This window comes from Acidovorax sp. SUPP3334 (assembly GCF_030159055.1).
Lineage (GTDB): Bacteria > Pseudomonadota > Gammaproteobacteria > Burkholderiales > Burkholderiaceae_C > Paracidovorax.
In genome coordinates this window covers 1-17403 of sequence record NZ_BQXQ01000064.1, presented here as the reverse complement: position 1 = coordinate 17403, position 17403 = coordinate 1, and the positions used below count along the sequence as shown (strand labels likewise).

17 protein-coding genes, 1 tRNA gene and 2 pseudogenes are annotated in these 17403 nt (G+C 58.2%); 10 read left to right on the top strand and 10 right to left on the bottom strand.

Annotated elements, in window-relative coordinates:
• Positions 1–57: 57 nt before the first annotated feature.
• Together AVHM3334_RS22460 and AVHM3334_RS22455 are read right to left on the bottom strand one after the other, a co-directional pair.
• Complete coding sequence (locus AVHM3334_RS22460; protein WP_284415686.1) at positions 58–870, bottom strand: acyl-CoA dehydrogenase family protein; 813 nt, start codon at positions 868–870, stop codon at positions 58–60.
• Positions 867–1682: a class II aldolase/adducin family protein gene (locus tag AVHM3334_RS22455; RefSeq protein ID WP_284415685.1), complete on the bottom strand. Its 816-nt coding sequence runs from the start codon at positions 1680–1682 to the stop codon at positions 867–869. Before AVHM3334_RS22455 ends, AVHM3334_RS22460 begins: the two co-directional genes overlap by 4 nt.
• A gap of 257 nt (positions 1683–1939) precedes the next feature.
• Between AVHM3334_RS22455 and AVHM3334_RS22450 the strand changes: the two genes are divergently transcribed.
• A complete protein-coding gene (locus AVHM3334_RS22450; protein WP_284415684.1) occupies positions 1940–2992 on the top strand; it encodes an ABC transporter substrate-binding protein in 1053 nt (350 codons plus the stop codon).
• A 57-nt stretch (positions 2993–3049) separates the two neighbouring features.
• On the opposite strand, the gene AVHM3334_RS22445 is transcribed toward AVHM3334_RS22450, so the two are convergent.
• Positions 3050–4282: an MFS transporter gene (locus AVHM3334_RS22445; protein WP_284415683.1), complete on the bottom strand. Its 1233-nt coding sequence runs from the start codon at positions 4280–4282 to the stop codon at positions 3050–3052.
• 98 nt (positions 4283–4380) lie between these two features.
• Here AVHM3334_RS22445 and AVHM3334_RS22440 point away from each other — a divergent pair, with 98 nt between their 5' ends.
• Complete coding sequence (locus AVHM3334_RS22440) at positions 4381–5352, top strand: LysR family transcriptional regulator (protein WP_284415682.1); 972 nt, start codon at positions 4381–4383, stop codon at positions 5350–5352.
• Between the two features lie 22 nt (positions 5353–5374).
• On the opposite strand, the pseudogene AVHM3334_RS22435 reads toward AVHM3334_RS22440, so the two are convergent.
• Positions 5375–5995, bottom strand: a pseudogene (locus AVHM3334_RS22435) (LLM class flavin-dependent oxidoreductase); the annotation flags it as partial.
• Between the two features lie 8 nt (positions 5996–6003).
• On the opposite strand from AVHM3334_RS22435, the pseudogene AVHM3334_RS22430 reads away from it, so the two are divergent.
• Together AVHM3334_RS22430 and AVHM3334_RS22425 are read left to right on the top strand one after the other, a co-directional pair.
• A pseudogene (locus AVHM3334_RS22430) lies at positions 6004–6429 on the top strand (cysteine dioxygenase family protein); the annotation flags it as partial.
• 50 nt (positions 6430–6479) lie between these two features.
• Positions 6480–8075 carry a rhodanese-related sulfurtransferase gene (locus AVHM3334_RS22425; RefSeq protein ID WP_284415687.1) on the top strand — a complete coding sequence of 532 codons (1596 nt, stop codon included), beginning with the start codon at positions 6480–6482 and terminating at the stop codon, positions 8073–8075.
• A 66-nt stretch (positions 8076–8141) separates the two neighbouring features.
• Here AVHM3334_RS22425 and AVHM3334_RS22420 read toward each other — a convergent pair whose 3' ends face one another.
• Entirely contained in the window at positions 8142–9194 is a 1053-nt protein-coding gene (locus AVHM3334_RS22420) for a sensor histidine kinase (RefSeq protein WP_284415681.1), read from the bottom strand.
• Between the two features lie 155 nt (positions 9195–9349).
• Between AVHM3334_RS22420 and AVHM3334_RS22415 the strand changes: the two genes are divergently transcribed.
• The 3 genes from AVHM3334_RS22415 to AVHM3334_RS22405 all read left to right on the top strand — a co-directional run bounded on the left by AVHM3334_RS22415 (position 9350) and on the right by AVHM3334_RS22405 (position 11795).
• Positions 9350–10261 carry an RluA family pseudouridine synthase gene (locus tag AVHM3334_RS22415; RefSeq protein ID WP_284415680.1) on the top strand — a complete coding sequence of 304 codons (912 nt, stop codon included), beginning with the start codon at positions 9350–9352 and terminating at the stop codon, positions 10259–10261.
• Between the two features lie 31 nt (positions 10262–10292).
• A tRNA-Gly gene (locus AVHM3334_RS22410) sits at positions 10293–10366 on the top strand.
• A gap of 109 nt (positions 10367–10475) precedes the next feature.
• Entirely contained in the window at positions 10476–11795 is a 1320-nt protein-coding gene (locus AVHM3334_RS22405; RefSeq protein ID WP_284415679.1) for a site-specific integrase, read from the top strand.
• Positions 11796–12813: 1018 nt separating this feature from the next.
• Here the strand turns inward: AVHM3334_RS22405 and AVHM3334_RS22400 are convergent.
• Positions 12814–13701: a peptidoglycan recognition protein family protein gene (locus AVHM3334_RS22400; protein WP_284415678.1), complete on the bottom strand. Its 888-nt coding sequence runs from the start codon at positions 13699–13701 to the stop codon at positions 12814–12816.
• Between the two features lie 71 nt (positions 13702–13772).
• Complete coding sequence (locus AVHM3334_RS22395; protein WP_284415677.1) at positions 13773–14123, bottom strand: helix-turn-helix domain-containing protein; 351 nt, start codon at positions 14121–14123, stop codon at positions 13773–13775.
• Positions 14124–14262: 139 nt separating this feature from the next.
• On the opposite strand from AVHM3334_RS22395, the gene AVHM3334_RS22390 reads away from it, so the two are divergent.
• The 3 genes from AVHM3334_RS22390 to AVHM3334_RS22380 all read left to right on the top strand — a co-directional run bounded on the left by AVHM3334_RS22390 (position 14263) and on the right by AVHM3334_RS22380 (position 16366).
• Positions 14263–14790, top strand: coding sequence for a hypothetical protein (locus AVHM3334_RS22390; RefSeq protein ID WP_284415676.1), 528 nt, complete (start codon positions 14263–14265; stop codon positions 14788–14790).
• Between the two features lie 424 nt (positions 14791–15214).
• The gene (gene mobV / locus AVHM3334_RS22385; protein ID WP_284415675.1) at positions 15215–16210 is read left to right on the top strand and encodes a MobV family relaxase; all 996 of its coding nucleotides are present in this window, start codon (positions 15215–15217) and stop codon (positions 16208–16210) included.
• 30 nt (positions 16211–16240) lie between these two features.
• Complete coding sequence (locus AVHM3334_RS22380; RefSeq protein WP_284415674.1) at positions 16241–16366, top strand: hypothetical protein; 126 nt, start codon at positions 16241–16243, stop codon at positions 16364–16366.
• 3 nt (positions 16367–16369) lie between these two features.
• On the opposite strand, the gene AVHM3334_RS22375 is transcribed toward AVHM3334_RS22380, so the two are convergent.
• From AVHM3334_RS22375 to AVHM3334_RS22365, 3 genes are all read right to left on the bottom strand, one after another.
• Positions 16370–16612 carry a hypothetical protein gene (locus AVHM3334_RS22375; RefSeq protein WP_284415673.1) on the bottom strand — a complete coding sequence of 81 codons (243 nt, stop codon included), beginning with the start codon at positions 16610–16612 and terminating at the stop codon, positions 16370–16372.
• Between the two features lies 1 nt (position 16613).
• Entirely contained in the window at positions 16614–16946 is a 333-nt protein-coding gene (locus AVHM3334_RS22370) for a hypothetical protein (protein ID WP_284415672.1), read from the bottom strand.
• Between the two features lie 150 nt (positions 16947–17096).
• On the bottom strand, positions 17097–17403 hold a 307-nt coding region (locus AVHM3334_RS22365), incomplete at its 5' end, for a hypothetical protein (protein WP_284415671.1).

Here is a 17403-nt window from a genome sequence, read left to right as displayed (position 1 = left end):
CTCGGACATCTGCAAAACTCCCAGAAAACAAAATCTGATTTGTTGATTCTCAGGGGATCAAGCAACTAGCGGAACTGGCGAAAACCCAGTGTTCATGCGGGTTGCCAGGGTTTTGCAGGGGCGACTATCGAGCGAGCCCAGCATGACGGCCATCTCCGCCTGCATGGCCGGCTCGCCGCGGGCCCAGTCCCGGGGCCGGCGAAGGTCCAGCGCGTGGGCGGCGGGCACTTCCACGCCGTCCAGCAGCACGTCGTGGCTGCCGCTGGCGCGCAAGCCCAGGTGGTCCCAGGTGGGTTCGACACGCACGCCGGCCAGATCGGCCCGCACGAGGAAGGTACCCGTGCGGGGCTCGGCTTCGTCCGTGCATGCCCACACCACGTACCAGCGCAGTGCCGGCGCGCCGGTGCAATACACCTTGTGGCCCGTGAGTCGCCAGCCATCGGCCGTGCGCTGCGCCACCGTGGCCGGCAGGCCGCCGCGCGCCGGCGAGCCCAGTTCGGGCTCTACCCGCAGCGCGTTGATGAGCGACACGCCATTCACCGCTTCATGCACCAGATCGCGCGCCAGTTCCACCGGCCACGCGGTGCCGGGCCGCCCCATGCCGCGGTGCTGCAGGTATTGCATGGTGAGAACCAGTGCCGTGGCCGGACAACCCTGCGCGACCGCACCGATCACCTCGCCCAGTTGCGCGGCGCTGGCGCCCTGCCCGCCCAGCGAACGCGGCGCCGCCAGAGCGAGCAGCCCCGCCTGCTGCAGATCGGCGAAGTTCTGGTGCGGAAAGCTCGCCTCGCGGTCGTGCCGGGCCGCCCGCGCGCCGAACTCGGCAGCGAGCGTGCGCGCCCGCTGGCCGGCGGTCAGCGGTGCGTTCACTGCAGCACCTCGGGGTCTTCGCGCACCACGGTTTCGAACAGGCTCTTGAACGTGAAATGCGCCCCGCCGGGCCCGCCGATCTGCCCGTGGGTGTGCCGCGCCACCTCGTGCCGGATGGGCTGCGGCGTGCCGGCGGCTTCGGCCAGCAACTGGGTGTGGCAGGCGTTCTCCAGCGCGATGTACCACCACGCGGCCGACTCCACGCTGGGCCCGGCCGTGAGGATGCCGTGGTTCTTCAAAATGACGGCCTTGCGCGCGCCCAGTGCTTCGCTGATGCGAAAGCCCTCGTCCGTCTCCCAAACCACGCCCGTGAAATCGTCGAACAGCGCGTGGTCTTCATAGAAGATGCACGCGTCCTGCGTGAGCGGATCAAGCGTGCGGCCCAGCGTGGACCAGGCCTTGCCGTAGGTCGAATGCGTGTGCGCGGCGGCCACGATGTCGGGCCGGGCCTCGTGCAGCGCGGCGTGGATCGCGAACGCCGCGCGGTTGAGTGGGCCTTCGCCGATCGCGATCTCGCCGCGCGCGTTCACCAGCAGCAGGTCGGACACCCGGATGCGCGAGAAATGCAGGCCCAGCGGGTTCACCCAGAAATGGTCGTCCCACTCGGGATCGCGCGCCGTGATGTGCCCGGCCAGCCCGTGGTCGAACCCGTGCCGCGCGAACAGGCGGAACGCCACAGCCAGCTGCTCCTGCCGGTGGCGGCGCTCGGCCTCGACCGTGGGGCGCGGCGGCGGCGCATCGAACCAATCCTTGCGCTGGGGAAGGGCTCGGCGCTGGAGCGCCGAAGGCGAAAGCGAGAGAACGGCGGACATGGTGGGCTTTCCATCGAAGGGTGAACGAGAAACAGCGCCACCTTAGGAGCCCGCCCCGCCCGGACCAACGAAGAAAAGCGCGTGAACACATGCGGTTTCGGCATGAACGGCGCGGCGGGCGGCATCGCGGTTTTTTCGCATGTGCTTGCTACGGATCGGTCGTTGGCGGCGGGCGCGCGCGGCCGCACGCTTTCGGAAAAATCCGTCACCTCATCACCCATCACCCCTTCATCCATCTGCCGACGCGAGGATCTGCCATGCGCCCCACCGCTACTCCCACCCCTAGCACCCCTGCCAGCCCCTCTTCCCCGCAGCGCCGCGCGCTGCTGCAACGCTCGCTGGCGGCAGGCGCCGCTGCTGCGCTGGGCTTTCCGGCGCTGGCGCGCCAAGCGGCAGCGGCGCCCGACCTGTCTGGCGTCACGCTGCGCATCGGCACCTACAAGGGACTGTGGCGCCCGCTGATCACCGCGGCCGGGTTGGCCAACACGCCGTACCGCATCGAATGGCGCGAACTGAACAACGGCGTGTTGCACATCGAGGCCATCAACGGCGATGCGCTCGACCTGGGGTCGGGCAGCGAGATTCCGGCACTGTTCGCAGCGCGGCAAAAGGCCCAGGTGCGCTTCGTGGCGGTCACGCGGGAAGACCTGAACAACCAGGTCACGCTGGCCCGAAAGGATGCGCCCATCCAGCGCATCGCCGACCTGAAGGGCAAGCGCGTGGGCTACGTGCGGGCCACCACGTCGCATTACTTCCTGAGCCGCCAGCTGGCCGAGGCGGGCCTGTCGTTCGCCGACATCACGCCGGTCAGCCTCAGCCCGTCCGATGGCCTGTCGGCCTTCGACCGGGGCGATCTGGATGCCTGGGCCATCTACGGCTACAACGGGCAGATCGCCCGGCTGCGCTATGGGGCCCGCGTGCTCAAGACCGGCCTGGGCTACCTGTCGGGCAACTTCCCGATCTACGCCAACCCGCGTGCGGTGGCCGACCCGCTGCGCCATGCCGCGTTGAGCGACTATCTGCAGCGCCTGCGCCGCGCCTACGCATGGGCCAACGGCAACTACCTGGACTATGCCCGCGCCCAGGCGGCCGAAACGCGGGTGCCGGTGGGCGACCTGATCGAGCTGTGGAACAACCGCAGCACCGATTACGACCTGCGCCCCGTGACCGATACCGTGGTGCAGGGCCACCAGGCGGTGGCCGACGCCTTCGTGCAGCTGGGCGTGCTGGACGGCAAAACCCATGTGGCGCCGCTGTGGGACCGCAGCTTCACGCCGGCCTGGGCAGCCGCGGACCCCGCTGCGGCCTGATCCCGCTTCTCGTGGCGCACCGGCGTGCTCCGCCGCATGGGCTGGCCCTCTGAAAAATCAGGCGATCGCCACGGCGGTCCGGGCCGGCAGGCAGCGCACTGCCAGGGCACTGGCCGAGGCCACGGTGGCCAAGCCCACCACGCCCAGCCAGCCCCACTGCGCCAGTGCCAGGCTGCCCAGGGCCGCACCGGCGGACATGCCCACGAACATGCCGGTGAACAGCAGCGCGTTCAGGCGGCTGCGGGCGGCGGGCTCGATGCCGTACACGATGGTCTGGTGCGCCACCAGCGTGGCCTGCACACCGAAGTCGAAACCGATGGCGCTCGCCACGATCAGGCCCAGTTGCGCCTGGGGCGGCAGCCAGTGGGCCAGCCCCATGGCCGCGAACGACACCACCGCCAGTGCGGCACCCAGACGGGTCACGCGCTCCGGGCCGCTGCGGTCGGCGATGCGGCCGGCCAGCGGCGCGGCCAGGGCGCCAGCCGCACCGGCCAACCCGAAGGCTCCGGCGGCGGCGCTGCCCAGGTGGAACGATCCATGCAGCATCACTGCCAGGGTGGACCAGAAGGCGCTGAAACCCACCGATAGCAACCCTTGGGCCCAGGCGGCGCGGCGCAGCGCGCCATGGCGGCGCCACAGCGCGGCCATCGAGCCGATCAACGCACGGTACGGCAGCGGGGTCGTGGGCGCAAAGCTGGGCAGGCCTTTCCACGCGGCCACGCCGATCAGCGCGATCGACACGGCGGCGGCCACATACACGGCGCGCCAGCCGAAGTGCTCCGCCACGAAACCGCTCACCACCCGCGACAGCAAGATGCCCAGCAGCAGCCCTGTCATCACCGTGCCCACCACCTTGCCGCGGTGGGCCGCCGGGGCCAGCGTGGCAGCGGCGGGCACCACGTCCTGCGCCAGCGTGGCCGACAGGCCGATGGCCAGGCTGGCACCGAGCAGCCAGCCGATGCCGGGCGCGAACCCGCTCATCAGCAAGGCCAGCGCCAAAACGGCGGCCTTGGCCAGGATGATGCGGCGGCGGTCGTAGCGGTCGCCCAGCGGGGCCAGAAACAAAATACCGAGCGCATAGCCCAGCTGCGTGAGCGTGGGAACCAGGCCCACAGCGCGCTCGCTGGCATGAATGTCTGGGCCCAGCACGCCCAGCATGGGCTGGCTGTAGTAAAGCGAGGCGACGCTCAGGCCCGCAGCGGTGGCCAGCAGGAGCAACAGCGGCGCCGGAACGCCGGTCGACGGGCCGCCCGGTTCAGCGGATGCATGCGTGTTTTGAATGGAAGCCATGGGAAACACCCTTGAATGGAAGCGATGGGGCGGAGTGTGTTCGAAGCGCCTCCCTCTGGGTAGTGGCCTGTGGCGCACATCTGCTATACGCTTGGCGCATGAAGCAAGCCTCAGCCACGTCTTCCCTGGCCGGTGTGGACCGCATCGAACTCATGCAGACCTTCGTGCGCATCGTCGAAGCCGGCAACCTGTCGGCCGCCGCGCAGCAACTGGGCACCACCCAGCCCACCGTCAGCCGAAGGCTCCAGGCGCTGGAGCGGTCGCTGGGCCTCAAGCTGCTGCAGCGCTCCACCCATGTGATGAAGCTCACCGAGGACGGAGAACGCTGCTTCGCCCATGCAAAGGCCCTGCTGGACGACTGGCGCGCGATGGAGGCCGACCTGCGCGGCGCGCACGACGCGCCCCGGGGCACGCTGCGGGTGCTGGTGCCGCACGCCTTCGGGCAGGAGCAGCTCATCGCCCCGCTGGTGGACTATCTGCGGCAATACCCCGAGGTGTCGGTCGAATGGCTGCTGCACGACCGCAGGCCCGACTTCATCGCGGAAGGCATCGACTGCGCGGTCCAGGTCGGCCAGGTGGACGACCCGGCCGTGGTGGCGATTCAGCTGGCCGAAGTACCGCGCATCGTGGTGGCGGCCCCGGAACTGCTGCCCGGCGGCACGGTGCCGGAGCATGCCGGCGCGTTGCGCACCCTGCCTTGGCTGGCCTTGCGCACCTACTACCAGCGCGAGGTGTCGCTCACCCGCCAGCCGGACGGCGCGGTCGAACGCTTCGCCATCCACCCGCGCATGGGCACCGACAGCCTGTACGCCCTGCGCAGCGCCGCGATCGCTGGACTGGGTGCGGCGATTGCGTCGGCCTGGGCGGTGGAGCCCGACCTGCGCCAGGGCCGCCTGCGGCATCTGGCGCCCGCATGGCAGGCGGCGCCGCTGCCGGTGTCGCTGGTCTATCCGCATGCCAGGTTCTACCCGGCGCGGCTGCGCCGGTTTCTGGATGCGATGCGTGCCACGCTGCCGACGTTGACCGGCATGCGGGCGCCGGGCAACCAGGGGCGCGAGGGCAGCCGCTAGCCTCGCGCTGAACAGCGGCGCCTCAAGCCACCTTCAACGCAGCCCGGTTGGCATTCAACCGATCGCGCTCGGCCACCTTTGCGCGCACGAGCGGCAGCAGTTCGCGGCCGTATTCGATGGTGTCCACCAGCGGATCGAAGCCGCGGATCAGGAAGGTGGTGATCCCAAGGTCGTAGTACTTGAGCAGCGCATCCGCCACCTGTTCGGGCGTGCCGACGAGCGAGGTCGAATTGGAACGCCCCCCGGTCTCGCGCGCAATCGCAGTCCACAGGCGTTCGTCCACGCGGTCGCCCTTGGCCGCATCGGCCAGCAGGCGCTGCGCGCCCTCGCTCTGCTGCGGGCCGGTGCCGCGCGCGTAGCCTTGCGGCACGCCCAGGCGGCGGGTGTCCTGCAGGATGCGCTCGGCGCGCGCCCAGGCTTCGTCTTCGGTGCGGCCCAGGATCGGGCGGAACGAAATGCTGAATTCGATGTGGCGGCCATGCTGCGCGCCCTCGGCCCGCACGCGGCGCACCAGGTCACCCGCCTGGGCCAGCGATTCGCCCCAGAGCGCATACACGTCGGCATGCTTGCCGGCCACCTGTAATGCGGGCGCGGAGGCACCGCCGAAGTAGATCGGAACATAAGGCGTCTGCAGCGGCTTGAGCGCTGGGCCGCTTTTCGGTGGTGAGCTTCGTCTGGGGGCCGGGCCAGTCCACGCCGATCCATGACCACACCGTGTGGGGGTTGGTCGGCATGCTGCGCGGCGCCGAGCAATCGCAGGCCTATGGGCAGGACGACAACGGCCAGTGGCAGCCCCGCGGCACGCCCCACCGGCTGCAGCCGGGCGACACCGAAGCCGTTTCCCCGACCCTGGGCGATGTGCACCGCGTGAGCAACCTGCTGGCTGATGCCACCTCGATCAGCATCCACGTGTACGGCGCCAACATCGGCGCCGTGCAGCGGTCGGTGTACCGCGAGGACGGCTCCGTGCGACCTTTCGTCTCGGGCTACAGCAACGCGACGCTGCCCAACATCTGTAACCAGCCGCTCGCCAGCGCGCCCCACGCCAACGCCACCACCACCGATTTCGCGCCATGACCGCCATCTTCTCTTCCGCTACCGCCCGCCCCGCCGACGCCGACGTCGGGATGGCAACCACCACGACCCGAAAAGTCCGCCAGGCCCTTCTGGACCGGCAGGAGATCGCGCTGCTGGACGTGCGCGAAGAAGCCCCGTTCGCGCAGGGCCACCCGCTCTTCGCCGCCAACCTGCCGGCAGGGCGCATCGAACTCGATGCCTGGGCGCGCGTTCCCCGCCGGGCCACGCCCATCGTGGTGTACGACGACGACGACGGCGAAGGCCTGGCCGAACCTGCGGCGCGCACCTTGCGCGCGCTGGGCTACACCGACGTCTCTCTGCTGACAGGCGGCCTGCAGGGCTGGAAGGACGCGGGGGGCGAACTCTTCATCGACGTGAACGTGCCCAGCAAGGCCTTCGGCGAACTCGTGGAAAGCGAGCGCCACACTCCGTCGCTCGCGGCCGAGGAGGTGCAGGCGCTGCTGGATGCCAAGGCCGACGTGGTGGTGCTGGACGCCCGCCGCTTCGACGAATACCAGACCATGAACATTCCGGGCGGCATCAGCGTGCCCGGCGCCGAGCTGGTGCTGCGCGCCCAGGCGCTGGCGCCCGACCCGGCCACCCGCATCATCGTGAACTGCGCCGGCCGCACGCGCAGCATCATCGGCACGCAGTCGCTGGTGAATGCGGGCCTGCCCAATCCCGTAGCCGCGCTGCGCAACGGCACCATCGGCTGGTTGCTCGCGGGCCATACCCTGGAGCACGGCGCGGACCGCCGCTTCGCACCCGTGGCGCCCGAACAGCGCGCCAGTGCGGCGGCCCGCGCCCGCGCCGTGGCGGACCGTGCGGGCGTGCGCCGCGCCAGCGCTGCGGACCTGGCCCGTTTCGCCGTCGAGGTAGGTCGCACCACCTACCGATTCGACGTTCGCACCCCCGAGGAATACGAGACGGGGCACCTGCCCGGCTTTCGCAGCGCGCCCGGGGGCCAGCTCGTGCAGGAAACCGACCACGCAGCGCCAGTGCGCGGCGCCCGCATCGTGCTCGCTGATGACGACGGCGCCCGCGCGAACATGACGGCGTCGTGGCTCGCCCAGATGGGCTGGGACGTGTGGGTGCTGGACGGCACCGGTGGCGATGATGCCGCCCTGGAAACCGGCCAGCCCGCGCCGCTCGCGCCCGAACCGCAGGCGCCCCTGACCTGGGTGGCGCCCCGGCAACTCGCACGCTGGCTGCAGGATGAGCCCGAGGGGCACACGGCGGTGCTCGACTTCACAGCCAGCGCCCAATACGTGCGGCGCCACATACCCGGCGCCTGGTTCGTGCTGCGCTCGCAGTTGGAGACCGCCCTGCGCACCGTGCCGCCCGCCAGCCGCTATGTGCTCACCTGCGGCACCAGTGCGCTGGCGCGCTACGCCGCCGAAGCCGTCGCCCGGCTGACAGGCGCCCCCACCGCGGTGCTGCAAGGCGGCACCCAGGCGTGGATCGACGAAGGCCTGCCCCTGGAAACGGGAGAGACGCGCCTGGCCTCTGCGCGCATCGACCGCTACCGCCGCCCCTATGAGGGCACCGACGCCCCGCGCGAAGCCATGCAGGGCTATCTGGACTGGGAGTTCGGGCTGGTGGAGCAACTGGCGCGCGATGGCACGCACGGGTTCACCGTGGTTTGATTTTGCTATTAAAAATATAGCGAAAACGCCATGAATAGTGCGGTAGTGGGCTGAAAGCACCCGAAGCTAAATACCGTCCGGCGCCAAAGGCAGGCGGACGGTGAAGCGGCTTCCCTGGCCCGGCCCCGGGCTCTCGGCCGTCACTTCACCGCCGTGGGCCTGCACGATCTTGCGCACGATCGCCAGCCCCAGCCCCAGGCCGCCTTCTGCGTTGGATGCGGCGCCGGGGGCCTGCACGAAAGGCTCGAACAAGTCGTCCACGGTGCCCGGCAGAAGGCCGACGCCATCGTCTTCGATCGACACCTCCACATGGTCGGCTGCGCGCAGCCCCACGGTCAGTGCGATCTTGCCGCCGGGGTCCGTGTACTTGGCCGCGTTGGTCAGCAAGTTGGCGAACACCTGCACCAGCCGCTGCGCATCCCCGATCACGACGGCAGCCACGGTGCCGAGTTCGGTCTCCAGCCGATGCCCTTTCTTCACGCAGAGCGGCGCGCTCTGCTCCAGCGCTTGCTGAAGGACCTGCCGCAAATCCACCGGCAGGTTGGCTGTGGCGTTACCCCGCATCAGCCCGGAAAGGTCCAGCAGGTCATCGGCCATGCGCTTCAACTGCGCCACCTGGCGGCCGATGATCTCGTTGGCCCAGACCACCCGTTTCTCGTCATCCGGGGCACGGTGCAACACCAAGTGCGCGGAATGAATGGCCGACAGCGGATTGCGGATCTCGTGGCTCAAAACCGCCATGGCGTTGTCTTTTGCGCGATTGCTCGCATGCAGTTGCTGGACTTTTTCAGCCAGCGCCTTGCGCGAGCGCCGCAGCTGCGCCCCCATCAGGCCAATGGCCACGCCGATGGCCACGAAAAGCAGGATGCGAGCGACGTTCTCAGGCTGCAGCACATCGTGCAGGCCGGCACCACGCGCGATGAACAAGTAGGTGCCGATCAGGGTTCCGAGGGCCGTGGCCAGCAACGCGGGGCCCAGTCCGCCGTACATCGCCGCCACCACGATCGGCAGGGTCAGGACCAGATACGGCCCCTGATTTCCCAGCACCGGGTTCAGCAGGTAGCGCAGCAAAAGCGCGACCAACACCGCTGCGATGGCTGAGAGATAGTGTCGATTCATGGGGCGCGATGATGCAGCATGCCTCTCCGTCCGGCTGCAAACCCAGCGGTCCTGCCGCGAAAAATGCCGCCGCCGTCACGGATGCCGCGTTGACTGGCTGGCCGGCCGGTGGGTTGGCAGGCCCGTTTCGCGCCGCTCACTACAATCTGCGCCCCATGCACAACCGCCACGATCCCCGTGTCCTGCCCATGCGCGATGGGGTGAGCCCCAGTTGCGTGGCGCTGCCATCGTCGGGGCACGGCAGCCTGCTGGACTTTCTGGTGGAGCGGCTTCCCGCCGTCGGCCGCGAGGCGTGGTCGCAGCGCATGGCGGCTGGCGAAGTGGTCGATGAATTCGGCGTCGCGGCAACGCCCGATCGGCCCTTCCTGCCCGGCATACGCCTGTATTACTACCGGGCGCTGGAGCAGGAAATCGCCATTCCCTTCGAGGAAACGGTGCTCTACCAGGATGACCACATCCTCGTCGCCGACAAGCCGCACTTTCTGCCCGTAGTGCCCACGGGCCGCTACCTGCAGCACACGCTGCTGGTGCGGCTCAAGCGCCGGCTGGGCCTGCCCGATCTCACCCCCGTGCACCGCATCGACCGCGACACGGCCGGGCTGGTGCTGTTTTCGGTGCAGCGCGAAACGCGGGGCGCTTATCAGGCGCTGTTCCGCGACCGCCGCATCGCCAAGACCTACGAAGCCGTCGCCCCGTGGCGCGAAGACCTGGCGTTTCCGCGCGAGCACGCCAGCCGCATCGAAGAAAGCCCGCAGTTCTTTCGCATGCGGGAAGTGCCGGGCGAGCCCAACACCCTCACTCGCATCGAGGTGCTGCAGGTGGCGGGCGGCTGGGCCCGCTACCGCCTTTCGCCCGTGACGGGCAAGCGCCACCAGTTGCGTGTGCACATGGCCGCCCTGGGTCTGCCGCTGCGCGGCGACGCTTACTACCCCGAGGTGAACGATCTGCCCGAAGGCGACTTCTCGCGGCCGCTGCAGTTGCTGGCGCGGTCGCTGGCGTTCGATGATCCGGTCACCGGGGCAGCCCGGCGTTTCGAAAGCACTCGGGCGTTGAGCCCGTTGGAATGACCGCTGCGCCGTGCCTATAATCCGCACCGCTGCGGGTGTAGTTCAATGGTAGAACGGCAGCTTCCCAAGCTTCATACGAGGGTTCGATTCCCTTCACCCGCTCCATCTCTTGTAAGTCGTTGATTCATAACGATTTTATCCAAGAGATGAAGAATGCAACTCACACCTAGAACTCACACAGTTGCTAGAAATTTAGGCAGTTGGAGCCTCCAACGTGCCGATCCCCATGCCCCGGCTCATCCGGGACAAAAAGTCAGGTGTCTACTTCTTCAGGCTAGTGCTGCCACGTGCAGTAGCTGGCGCACAACAGAAGTGCCTGTATTTCTCCCTCAAAACTCGTGAAAATAAGGTAGCAAGGGCAAAAGCTGCTGTCCTCAATCTGCGAGTTGAAATGACCAAGCCATATATTGATTTTGACAATATCCGGGAGCTTATTAATATTGATCTGAAAAATGGTATTTTTCAGGCTGATACCGCTGAAGAGCAGGAGCGCGGATTGAAAATCCTGGAGGCGATGGGCAAAGCCCACGCTGCTGGTTCTTCACTGCAAGCAGCACCAGTTAATAATATCAAAATCACTATCACTACTTACGATGAAGCGGTGGCTGGTTTCCTGTCTGAGCTTACCCCCACCCTCAAAAGCACTACGGTCTACAAATACAAAAAATCCTTTGAGTTTTTCCGTAATTATTTTTCAAGCGTAGATATCAACTCCTACTCAAAGGAAGATATTAAGACCTTCAAAAATAAGATGCTGGCAGAGAAGAAGGTGCCTCATACCATCAATGGATTCTTGGGTTGCCTTCGTGGGTTGTTTGACTATGCGATTAAGAATGGATTGAGGTCAGAGCAGACCAATCCCGTAGAAGGCATGTATATTAAAAATAGCAAAAAGCAGTTGAAATCCCGAGATCAGTTCTACGAAGATGACTTGCAAGCTATTTTTGAGTGGACAAACTATAAAACCTATGCCAAAAAACCAGATTACTTCTGGGGGCCTCTGATTTGTCTCTATACAGGCATGCGGCCAGAAGAGATCACCACTCTTGAGGTTAAAAATATTAGGCAGGATGATGGAATTTACTTCTTTCAGGTAAAAGATGCCAAAACACCTGCGGGAGTTCGCCCCATTCCCATTCATTCCCAATTGATTAAAATGGGACTATTGGAGTATGTTGATAAAATTAAGGAAAAAGAAAAACTGTTCTGGTACTTGAAAAATGGTCACAATGGGACCAAGAAAAATATGTCCAGGAGTTTTTCCCTGTATCTTGAAGATGTTGAAGTGAAACAAGATGACAATTGCTTCTACTCTCTGAGGCACACTGTTATTACTCGGCTTGTTGCACGCAACGTCAATAATTCAACCATCTACACCCTATCGGGTCACGTCAGTGACAAATCAACTCACTACAACTATCTGCATGAACTGCCCATGAAGACTCTCAAAGAGGCTATTGAGAAGCTGGACTGGCACGAGAAGATTAGTTTTAGTGGGTTTGACTATCTGCAAGCATTCACTGTATTTGATTGAAAATAAAAAAAGCCAGTCAGTGACTGGCTTTTTATTTTCTACTGCTATTGACATTCTCCGAATATCTAATATAACAATAAGACCGTTCTCAGGCGGGCAAAAATATATTAGCAAACTTTAAACAAAAGTCAAGACAAAATATCAAACTGCCCACTTGCAAACAGTAGGGCAGTTTTTTTATGCGTCGATTAAGTTCCTCGGTCGAAAAACTGCTAACGCGAATGGCTAATATAAAGGCAGGTTAAAAATATTGGGGTAGGCTCCCATAACTGTAAAACCCCCTTAGCAGGTAGCGAGCACCATTTTAACCGATGGTGAAAGTACGTTAGAACTTGAAAGGCGAATCTGGAAAGCGACAGGGAAGACAAGGCAAGACCCCCCAGATGTACTATCAACAGTACGAACTTGTTAAATGGAAATGGTTGATTATTTTCCATCCGGGGTTATGTGATATTTATCGCACGGAGTAATTTACCGGCAAAGTCCGAAACTCAAATTTTTTGGGTTAGGGTAAGACTTTGCCGGGACCGTGTGATAACACGGGACAGGCAAAGTCATAGAGCAATAATCTAGATATCAAAGTAGAGTAAAGATCTATGACGAAGGCTAAAATAAAGATCTAGATTCCAGAGAATAATAAGATTCTGGATATCAAAATAGAACTACGCAAGTAGATGAACGAAAGTGAATAAAAAAGGAAAACGTGCGCAAAATCAAATTATGTAAGACACCGTTCGCTCATAACACTTTTTGAAATCATTGATTCCCCAGCGTATTGAACAATATTCCAAAAAATCGATTTTTGTTTTCTCGTCGATTTCTTCAATCGGCCTGATATCTAGAATGTCAACAATAGGATTCTTAAAAATAATCTGAAACGTTGGTTTTGACTTGATAAAAGGGTTCCAATGTGAACCCACCTCATGGTCTCCAACGTAATCATCCAAACCAATAAAAATCCAGGATAAAAAAAACAGCGGCATGCAAATTAAAAAAAGGTAGCGGACGCGAATTCTCATTATGGCCTTTCAAATCCAAACTTGTTTCTAAGCTGCTCTGCAATGATCATTCCATAAATTCCCGGGCAGGCGCGACTAGTTCCAATAGCTACAGCAAATTCACGATGACCACCTAATTTCTTTATGGGAAAAAACTCGGCTAATGTCCTTACCAACTTTTCCGCGCTAGTCAATTGCACTTCTGGAGGCTCATCACGACTGACATCAAGCCTATCCTTTTGGACACTTAAGAATTCAGAACCGGCAGATTTCAGCCCCTCTTTTTTTGCCACATTGAAAATTCCTGGACCATATTTTCCAGCTTCGCCTCTTGCACTAAAATCAGCAAGGAAAACTAAACCAATTATTCCAGTGTTAGATTTCGCCACATGAGCTCCCTTGTCTCTGATATCAAGAGCTTCATAAATAGTGCCTGCGCAATCTATTGCATAATGATAGCTCACCTGACCGAACTTGCTCATATCGATTTTTTCAACCTGTCTAAGTGAATCGATTCCAGCAGCTCCACAAGTGAAAGAATTGCCCGCATGGTGAATGGCAATAGCTTTGTAATCCCAGTCATTTCCCGGCAATTTAGCAGGATTGATGGCATTCCATTGCTTGCGCTCAATTACTCCTAACCTGTTAATAATTGCTTGCCTTACGTCACTCCGATCTGTGGACATGCGAGCAGCCAAAGGATTAGCTACACGAACAGCATTTTTATTTAAATTGCGGTGAGTGATGCTATTTGGGAAAATTACCGAATCTGCCGGGCAAATTCCACTCATAGCCTGGAAGATATAAATTGCCTCCAGAGTTTCCTGTGAAATTAATCCATTTTCTTTAACTGCCACATATCCTATCTTCGATTTCAGATGGTAGTTCAATGCCTTCTGAACAGCCATGACCTCATGGGGTTTGTTACCTGTAGTCCTCCCGACAGGTGAAGATATTTTTAAGCCTGACATAAATTTAACTAATGCTCCCTTTTTAAATGACTAGTTAATTTTTGCACAATCTCAACCACAAATTTCATATTATTTTTATCCAATGGTTGCAGTAGTTGAGCTATCTCGTTGGCTCCTGACTGAGTGGAGCCACTTGCAGTAGGAATGAAGGCTTCTACTGGACAGTTGAGCACATTGGCTAGCTCCACCAGCCTCGGGATGGTAGGCATCACAACACCTCTTTCCATCCGTGATACAGCCTCTGGGCCTACCTCCAGCCTCTCAGCAAGCTGATCCTGTGACATGCCTGCATCCAGCCTTCTGGCTCGAATGCACGCTCCTACATCCATAGCAATCTTTTTGTCAAAGTCATCTTTCATATGTACGCCCTCTTTGTCAACCCCATAGGTTGATAGCAACCAGGGTTGACAGGAAGAACAGATATGGTAGAAAGCGACCCATCCAGTTGACTGGCTGGAGCCATTGCGTCAAAGATGACTACTTCACAGAGAGAGTGTTATGGAAAGCAGTTTTAAAAAAGGCTACGAAAAAAGTATTAGTTCTGATGGCTCAATTGAATTGAGCTTCAAGACTGAAAGGATTGGTGCACACAGTGGGGCAGGATTTGCGGGTATTTTGATGCTGGCGCTTTATCCCGTCTCATGCGCAGTGACCAGTCCTGCAATGATTCCGTTTTATGATTCGCACTCCGTTAGGAATGAATTTCCAGTTGGTCTGGTAATTTTCTGGAATATTTTGGCCGTTGCACTGTGGATTTTTGTTGTGCGAAAATTCAATTTTCAAAAATCCTCACTGACGATTAGGCCCAAGGTTGGGATCATCTTTGAGGGCAAGCAGTTGCCATTTTCAGATATTCAAACCATTGCTACACTGAACGAAACAACCAGCAGGAATGGAAAAGGAAATGCATATGTGTACGCCAGCGCAGGCGGTAGGAAAGTGAAAATCACTAAATATATGCCATTGGAACTTGCGGAAACCATTGCAGCAGAAATTAAACAGGCATCAGGATTTAGCTGGGGCTAAGCAAAAAATTTTAGATTGTTGCCTATATTTATTTCTCTGAGTACAGGGGTTGTTGAATAAACACCCCATAAAAGTAACACCAACTCATCACAGAAATAATGAAGAGCCAAGTCAAAATTTGAAGTGTTACTCACCACACATGAAATGAAAAAGTAACACCGCGAAGCCAGAGCACCGGAAGGTGAAAAGCAGGGTTTTTAAAGAGCACCGCACTTAAAATAAAGTCGCCAGTAGGCGGCTTTTTTTATGTGCGGAAGGCTGTTGGATGTTTGGTATTTTTTATTCCCCCGAAGGGGCGAGCCAACACGTAGTGTTGACCTTTTAAACAACGTGCAAAAGGTGTAGTGAGTTACACCTGAAGGGTGTGGTATTTACAACCGCAAAATAACAGCTAAGATAATAAAAAAGAGAAGGCAAAACGTCCATGCACAGCATAATAAGAACAAAAAAGCATAAGTCAATAGCTGGGTTGAAATTCAGGGAGAAACACACATACAGAATAAACCCTACGCCAAATGCAGATCCTGCAAAACAACAAAAAAACAAATTGGTATTTGGACAGGAAAATTACTCAGCCGTAGCTGATAATTTTCTGCAAAATTATGAAGCTGCTGGAAATAAAATTAGAAAAGATGCAGTGCTGGCAATTGAGTATTTGCTAACTGCAAGTCCCGAATTTTTTGACGCAGGTTCAAAAAATGAGCGGGACGCCAGATTAAAAAACTGGTGCGAAGCTCAAATTGAGTTCGTGAAAAAAGAGCACGGAGAGAAAAATATTCTCTGCATGTATCTGCACCTGGATGAAAAGACTCCGCACATAGAAGCCTATGTTGTGCCGATAGATGCAAAAGGAAAGCTCAACTGCAAGAGCTTTCTTGGGGGCCAGGCGAAGCTCAGAGATCTACAGACCAGGTATGCCACCCACAATAAAAATTTTGGCCTCCAGCGTGGTTTGAAGGGCTCCAGAGCCACACACCAGCAAGTGCAGAAGTTCTATGAGCAGATCAAGCAACCCACAAAAGTGAACAATGAGAATTTGCAAAAGGCAGTGAAGCTGGAAGCTCCTGCCTTAAAAAATATTTTGAATCCTGACGTCTATTTGAAAGAACAGGAAGCAAAAATATATGCAAAGGTCGCCAGACTGTTTGCATCAACAGTCTATGAAAACAAAATTATTCAGCAAGCTAAAAAGATTCTGCGTGAGTGGAAGCGTGCAGAAGCTGATGCCGAAAAATTAAAATATAAGCTGGAGAGTGAAAAAGAAGCATTGCAGGAAAAGCTCAACAGCCAGGCTAAAGCCATTCAGAATCTGCAACAACTGCAATTAGATAATAAGGATTTGCAGAGGCAGCTATCTAATGCAATTAGCGAAACGAACGCACTCAAAGAAAAATTCTCACCGAACAAACTCAAAACTTGACTTTTGAATAGATTGCTGTGTAATTAATTAATGAACACCAACGACAATGATCAAAAAATTCCAGAAATTCATATTAAAGAATTAAGCCCGGAGGAGGCTAAATATTTGGTGGAAAAATGGTTGGCTATTTTACAAAAAGTTTTCCCAGTAGAATAAATTCTAAGGCTTTATTTTTGGTGGGTTCATTATTTCCGCGATTTTTTTCGCATCGTTATATCCCTTTTTACTCAGATTTTCGATTTGCTTTAATTGATCCGGAGTTAGCTCACCGGCTTTCACTCCCAACTCTTCAGCAACGTCCTTAATTAGCAAGAACAAGCTCATCAACTTCTCTATGCACTCTAGATAACCTAACTTTGACAACACCCGAACTGCAAGTTCATAATCAAATAATTTAATCATTTCATTCCTTCTGCACTGATAACACCACTGGAAGCCAACGCAATTCTTTCGTAATTTTATTAGATTTCACGATTGGAATGGTTAAACCGCCACCAGCTCTCAAATATTGCTGAGGAGTTGATGCATTATGGAAAACTCTCTTTTCATTTAATAATTCCGCTATGGCCTCATAAGCTTCATCGGAAAGACCCGACCAATAAACTATTGAGGGAATCTCAGGAACCAACGACATGCGATTACCACGAAATCCGACGATATTTTGATTTAGTTCGGCATAGGTAACAGAGCGATATTTTTTGACATATTCAAATATTTGATCTTTAAGAGAATTCATTCGGACACTCTACCAGTGGATGCGCTACCATACAACTCACACATCTAACCCACACATTTCCGCCTAAAAATTAGGCAATGTTTGAGCTAAGTTGTTGATTTGACTGAGGTAGTAGGGTCCAGAAATTTTGTTCCCTTCACCCGCTCCAATTTATGATCTACAGACTTCCATTGACGTCTGTAAGTCGTTGAAAACAGGGGCTTTTGCCCCTTTTTTCATTCCAGTGACGTCCATTGAAATCCGCCTGCATCCAGGACTTTTAAGTCCATTTTTAAGTCCATCAATACGGACGCGGCGCAAACCGGATTGTTGCTGGAGGAGCGAGGCCAAAGGGAACCTCTCAAAACCCAGCCGGTCACTTGTTGACCAAGACCAGCTAACCCATTCCTTGCCATGATCACACCCCGTAGCGCCCTGAAGTTCGACCTGTTCGCGCAGGCTTCGCGCCAGCACAAGA

Bases quoted from the DNA above. Each gene is read 5' to 3' on its own strand.
- AVHM3334_RS22455 (WP_284415685.1), bottom strand. From the start codon at position 1,682: ATGTCCGCCGTTCTCTCGCTTTCGCCTTCGGCGCTCCAGCGCCGAGCC.
- AVHM3334_RS22450 (WP_284415684.1), top strand. From the start codon at position 1,940: ATGCGCCCCACCGCTACTCCCACCCCTAGCACCCCTGCCAGCCCCTCT.
- AVHM3334_RS22445 (WP_284415683.1), bottom strand. From the start codon at position 4,282: ATGGCTTCCATTCAAAACACGCATGCATCCGCTGAACCGGGCGGCCCG.
- AVHM3334_RS22440 (WP_284415682.1), top strand. From the start codon at position 4,381: ATGAAGCAAGCCTCAGCCACGTCTTCCCTGGCCGGTGTGGACCGCATC.
- AVHM3334_RS22425 (WP_284415687.1), top strand. From the start codon at position 6,480: ATGGCAACCACCACGACCCGAAAAGTCCGCCAGGCCCTTCTGGACCGG.
- AVHM3334_RS22420 (WP_284415681.1), bottom strand. From the start codon at position 9,194: ATGAATCGACACTATCTCTCAGCCATCGCAGCGGTGTTGGTCGCGCTT.
- AVHM3334_RS22415 (WP_284415680.1), top strand. From the start codon at position 9,350: ATGCACAACCGCCACGATCCCCGTGTCCTGCCCATGCGCGATGGGGTG.
- AVHM3334_RS22400 (WP_284415678.1), bottom strand. From the start codon at position 13,701: ATGGCTGTTCAGAAGGCATTGAACTACCATCTGAAATCGAAGATAGGA.
- AVHM3334_RS22395 (WP_284415677.1), bottom strand. From the start codon at position 14,123: ATGAAAGATGACTTTGACAAAAAGATTGCTATGGATGTAGGAGCGTGC.
- AVHM3334_RS22390 (WP_284415676.1), top strand. From the start codon at position 14,263: ATGGAAAGCAGTTTTAAAAAAGGCTACGAAAAAAGTATTAGTTCTGAT.
- mobV (WP_284415675.1), top strand. From the start codon at position 15,215: ATGCACAGCATAATAAGAACAAAAAAGCATAAGTCAATAGCTGGGTTG.
- AVHM3334_RS22380 (WP_284415674.1), top strand. From the start codon at position 16,241: ATGAACACCAACGACAATGATCAAAAAATTCCAGAAATTCATATTAAA.
- AVHM3334_RS22375 (WP_284415673.1), bottom strand. From the start codon at position 16,612: ATGATTAAATTATTTGATTATGAACTTGCAGTTCGGGTGTTGTCAAAG.
- AVHM3334_RS22370 (WP_284415672.1), bottom strand. From the start codon at position 16,946: ATGAATTCTCTTAAAGATCAAATATTTGAATATGTCAAAAAATATCGC.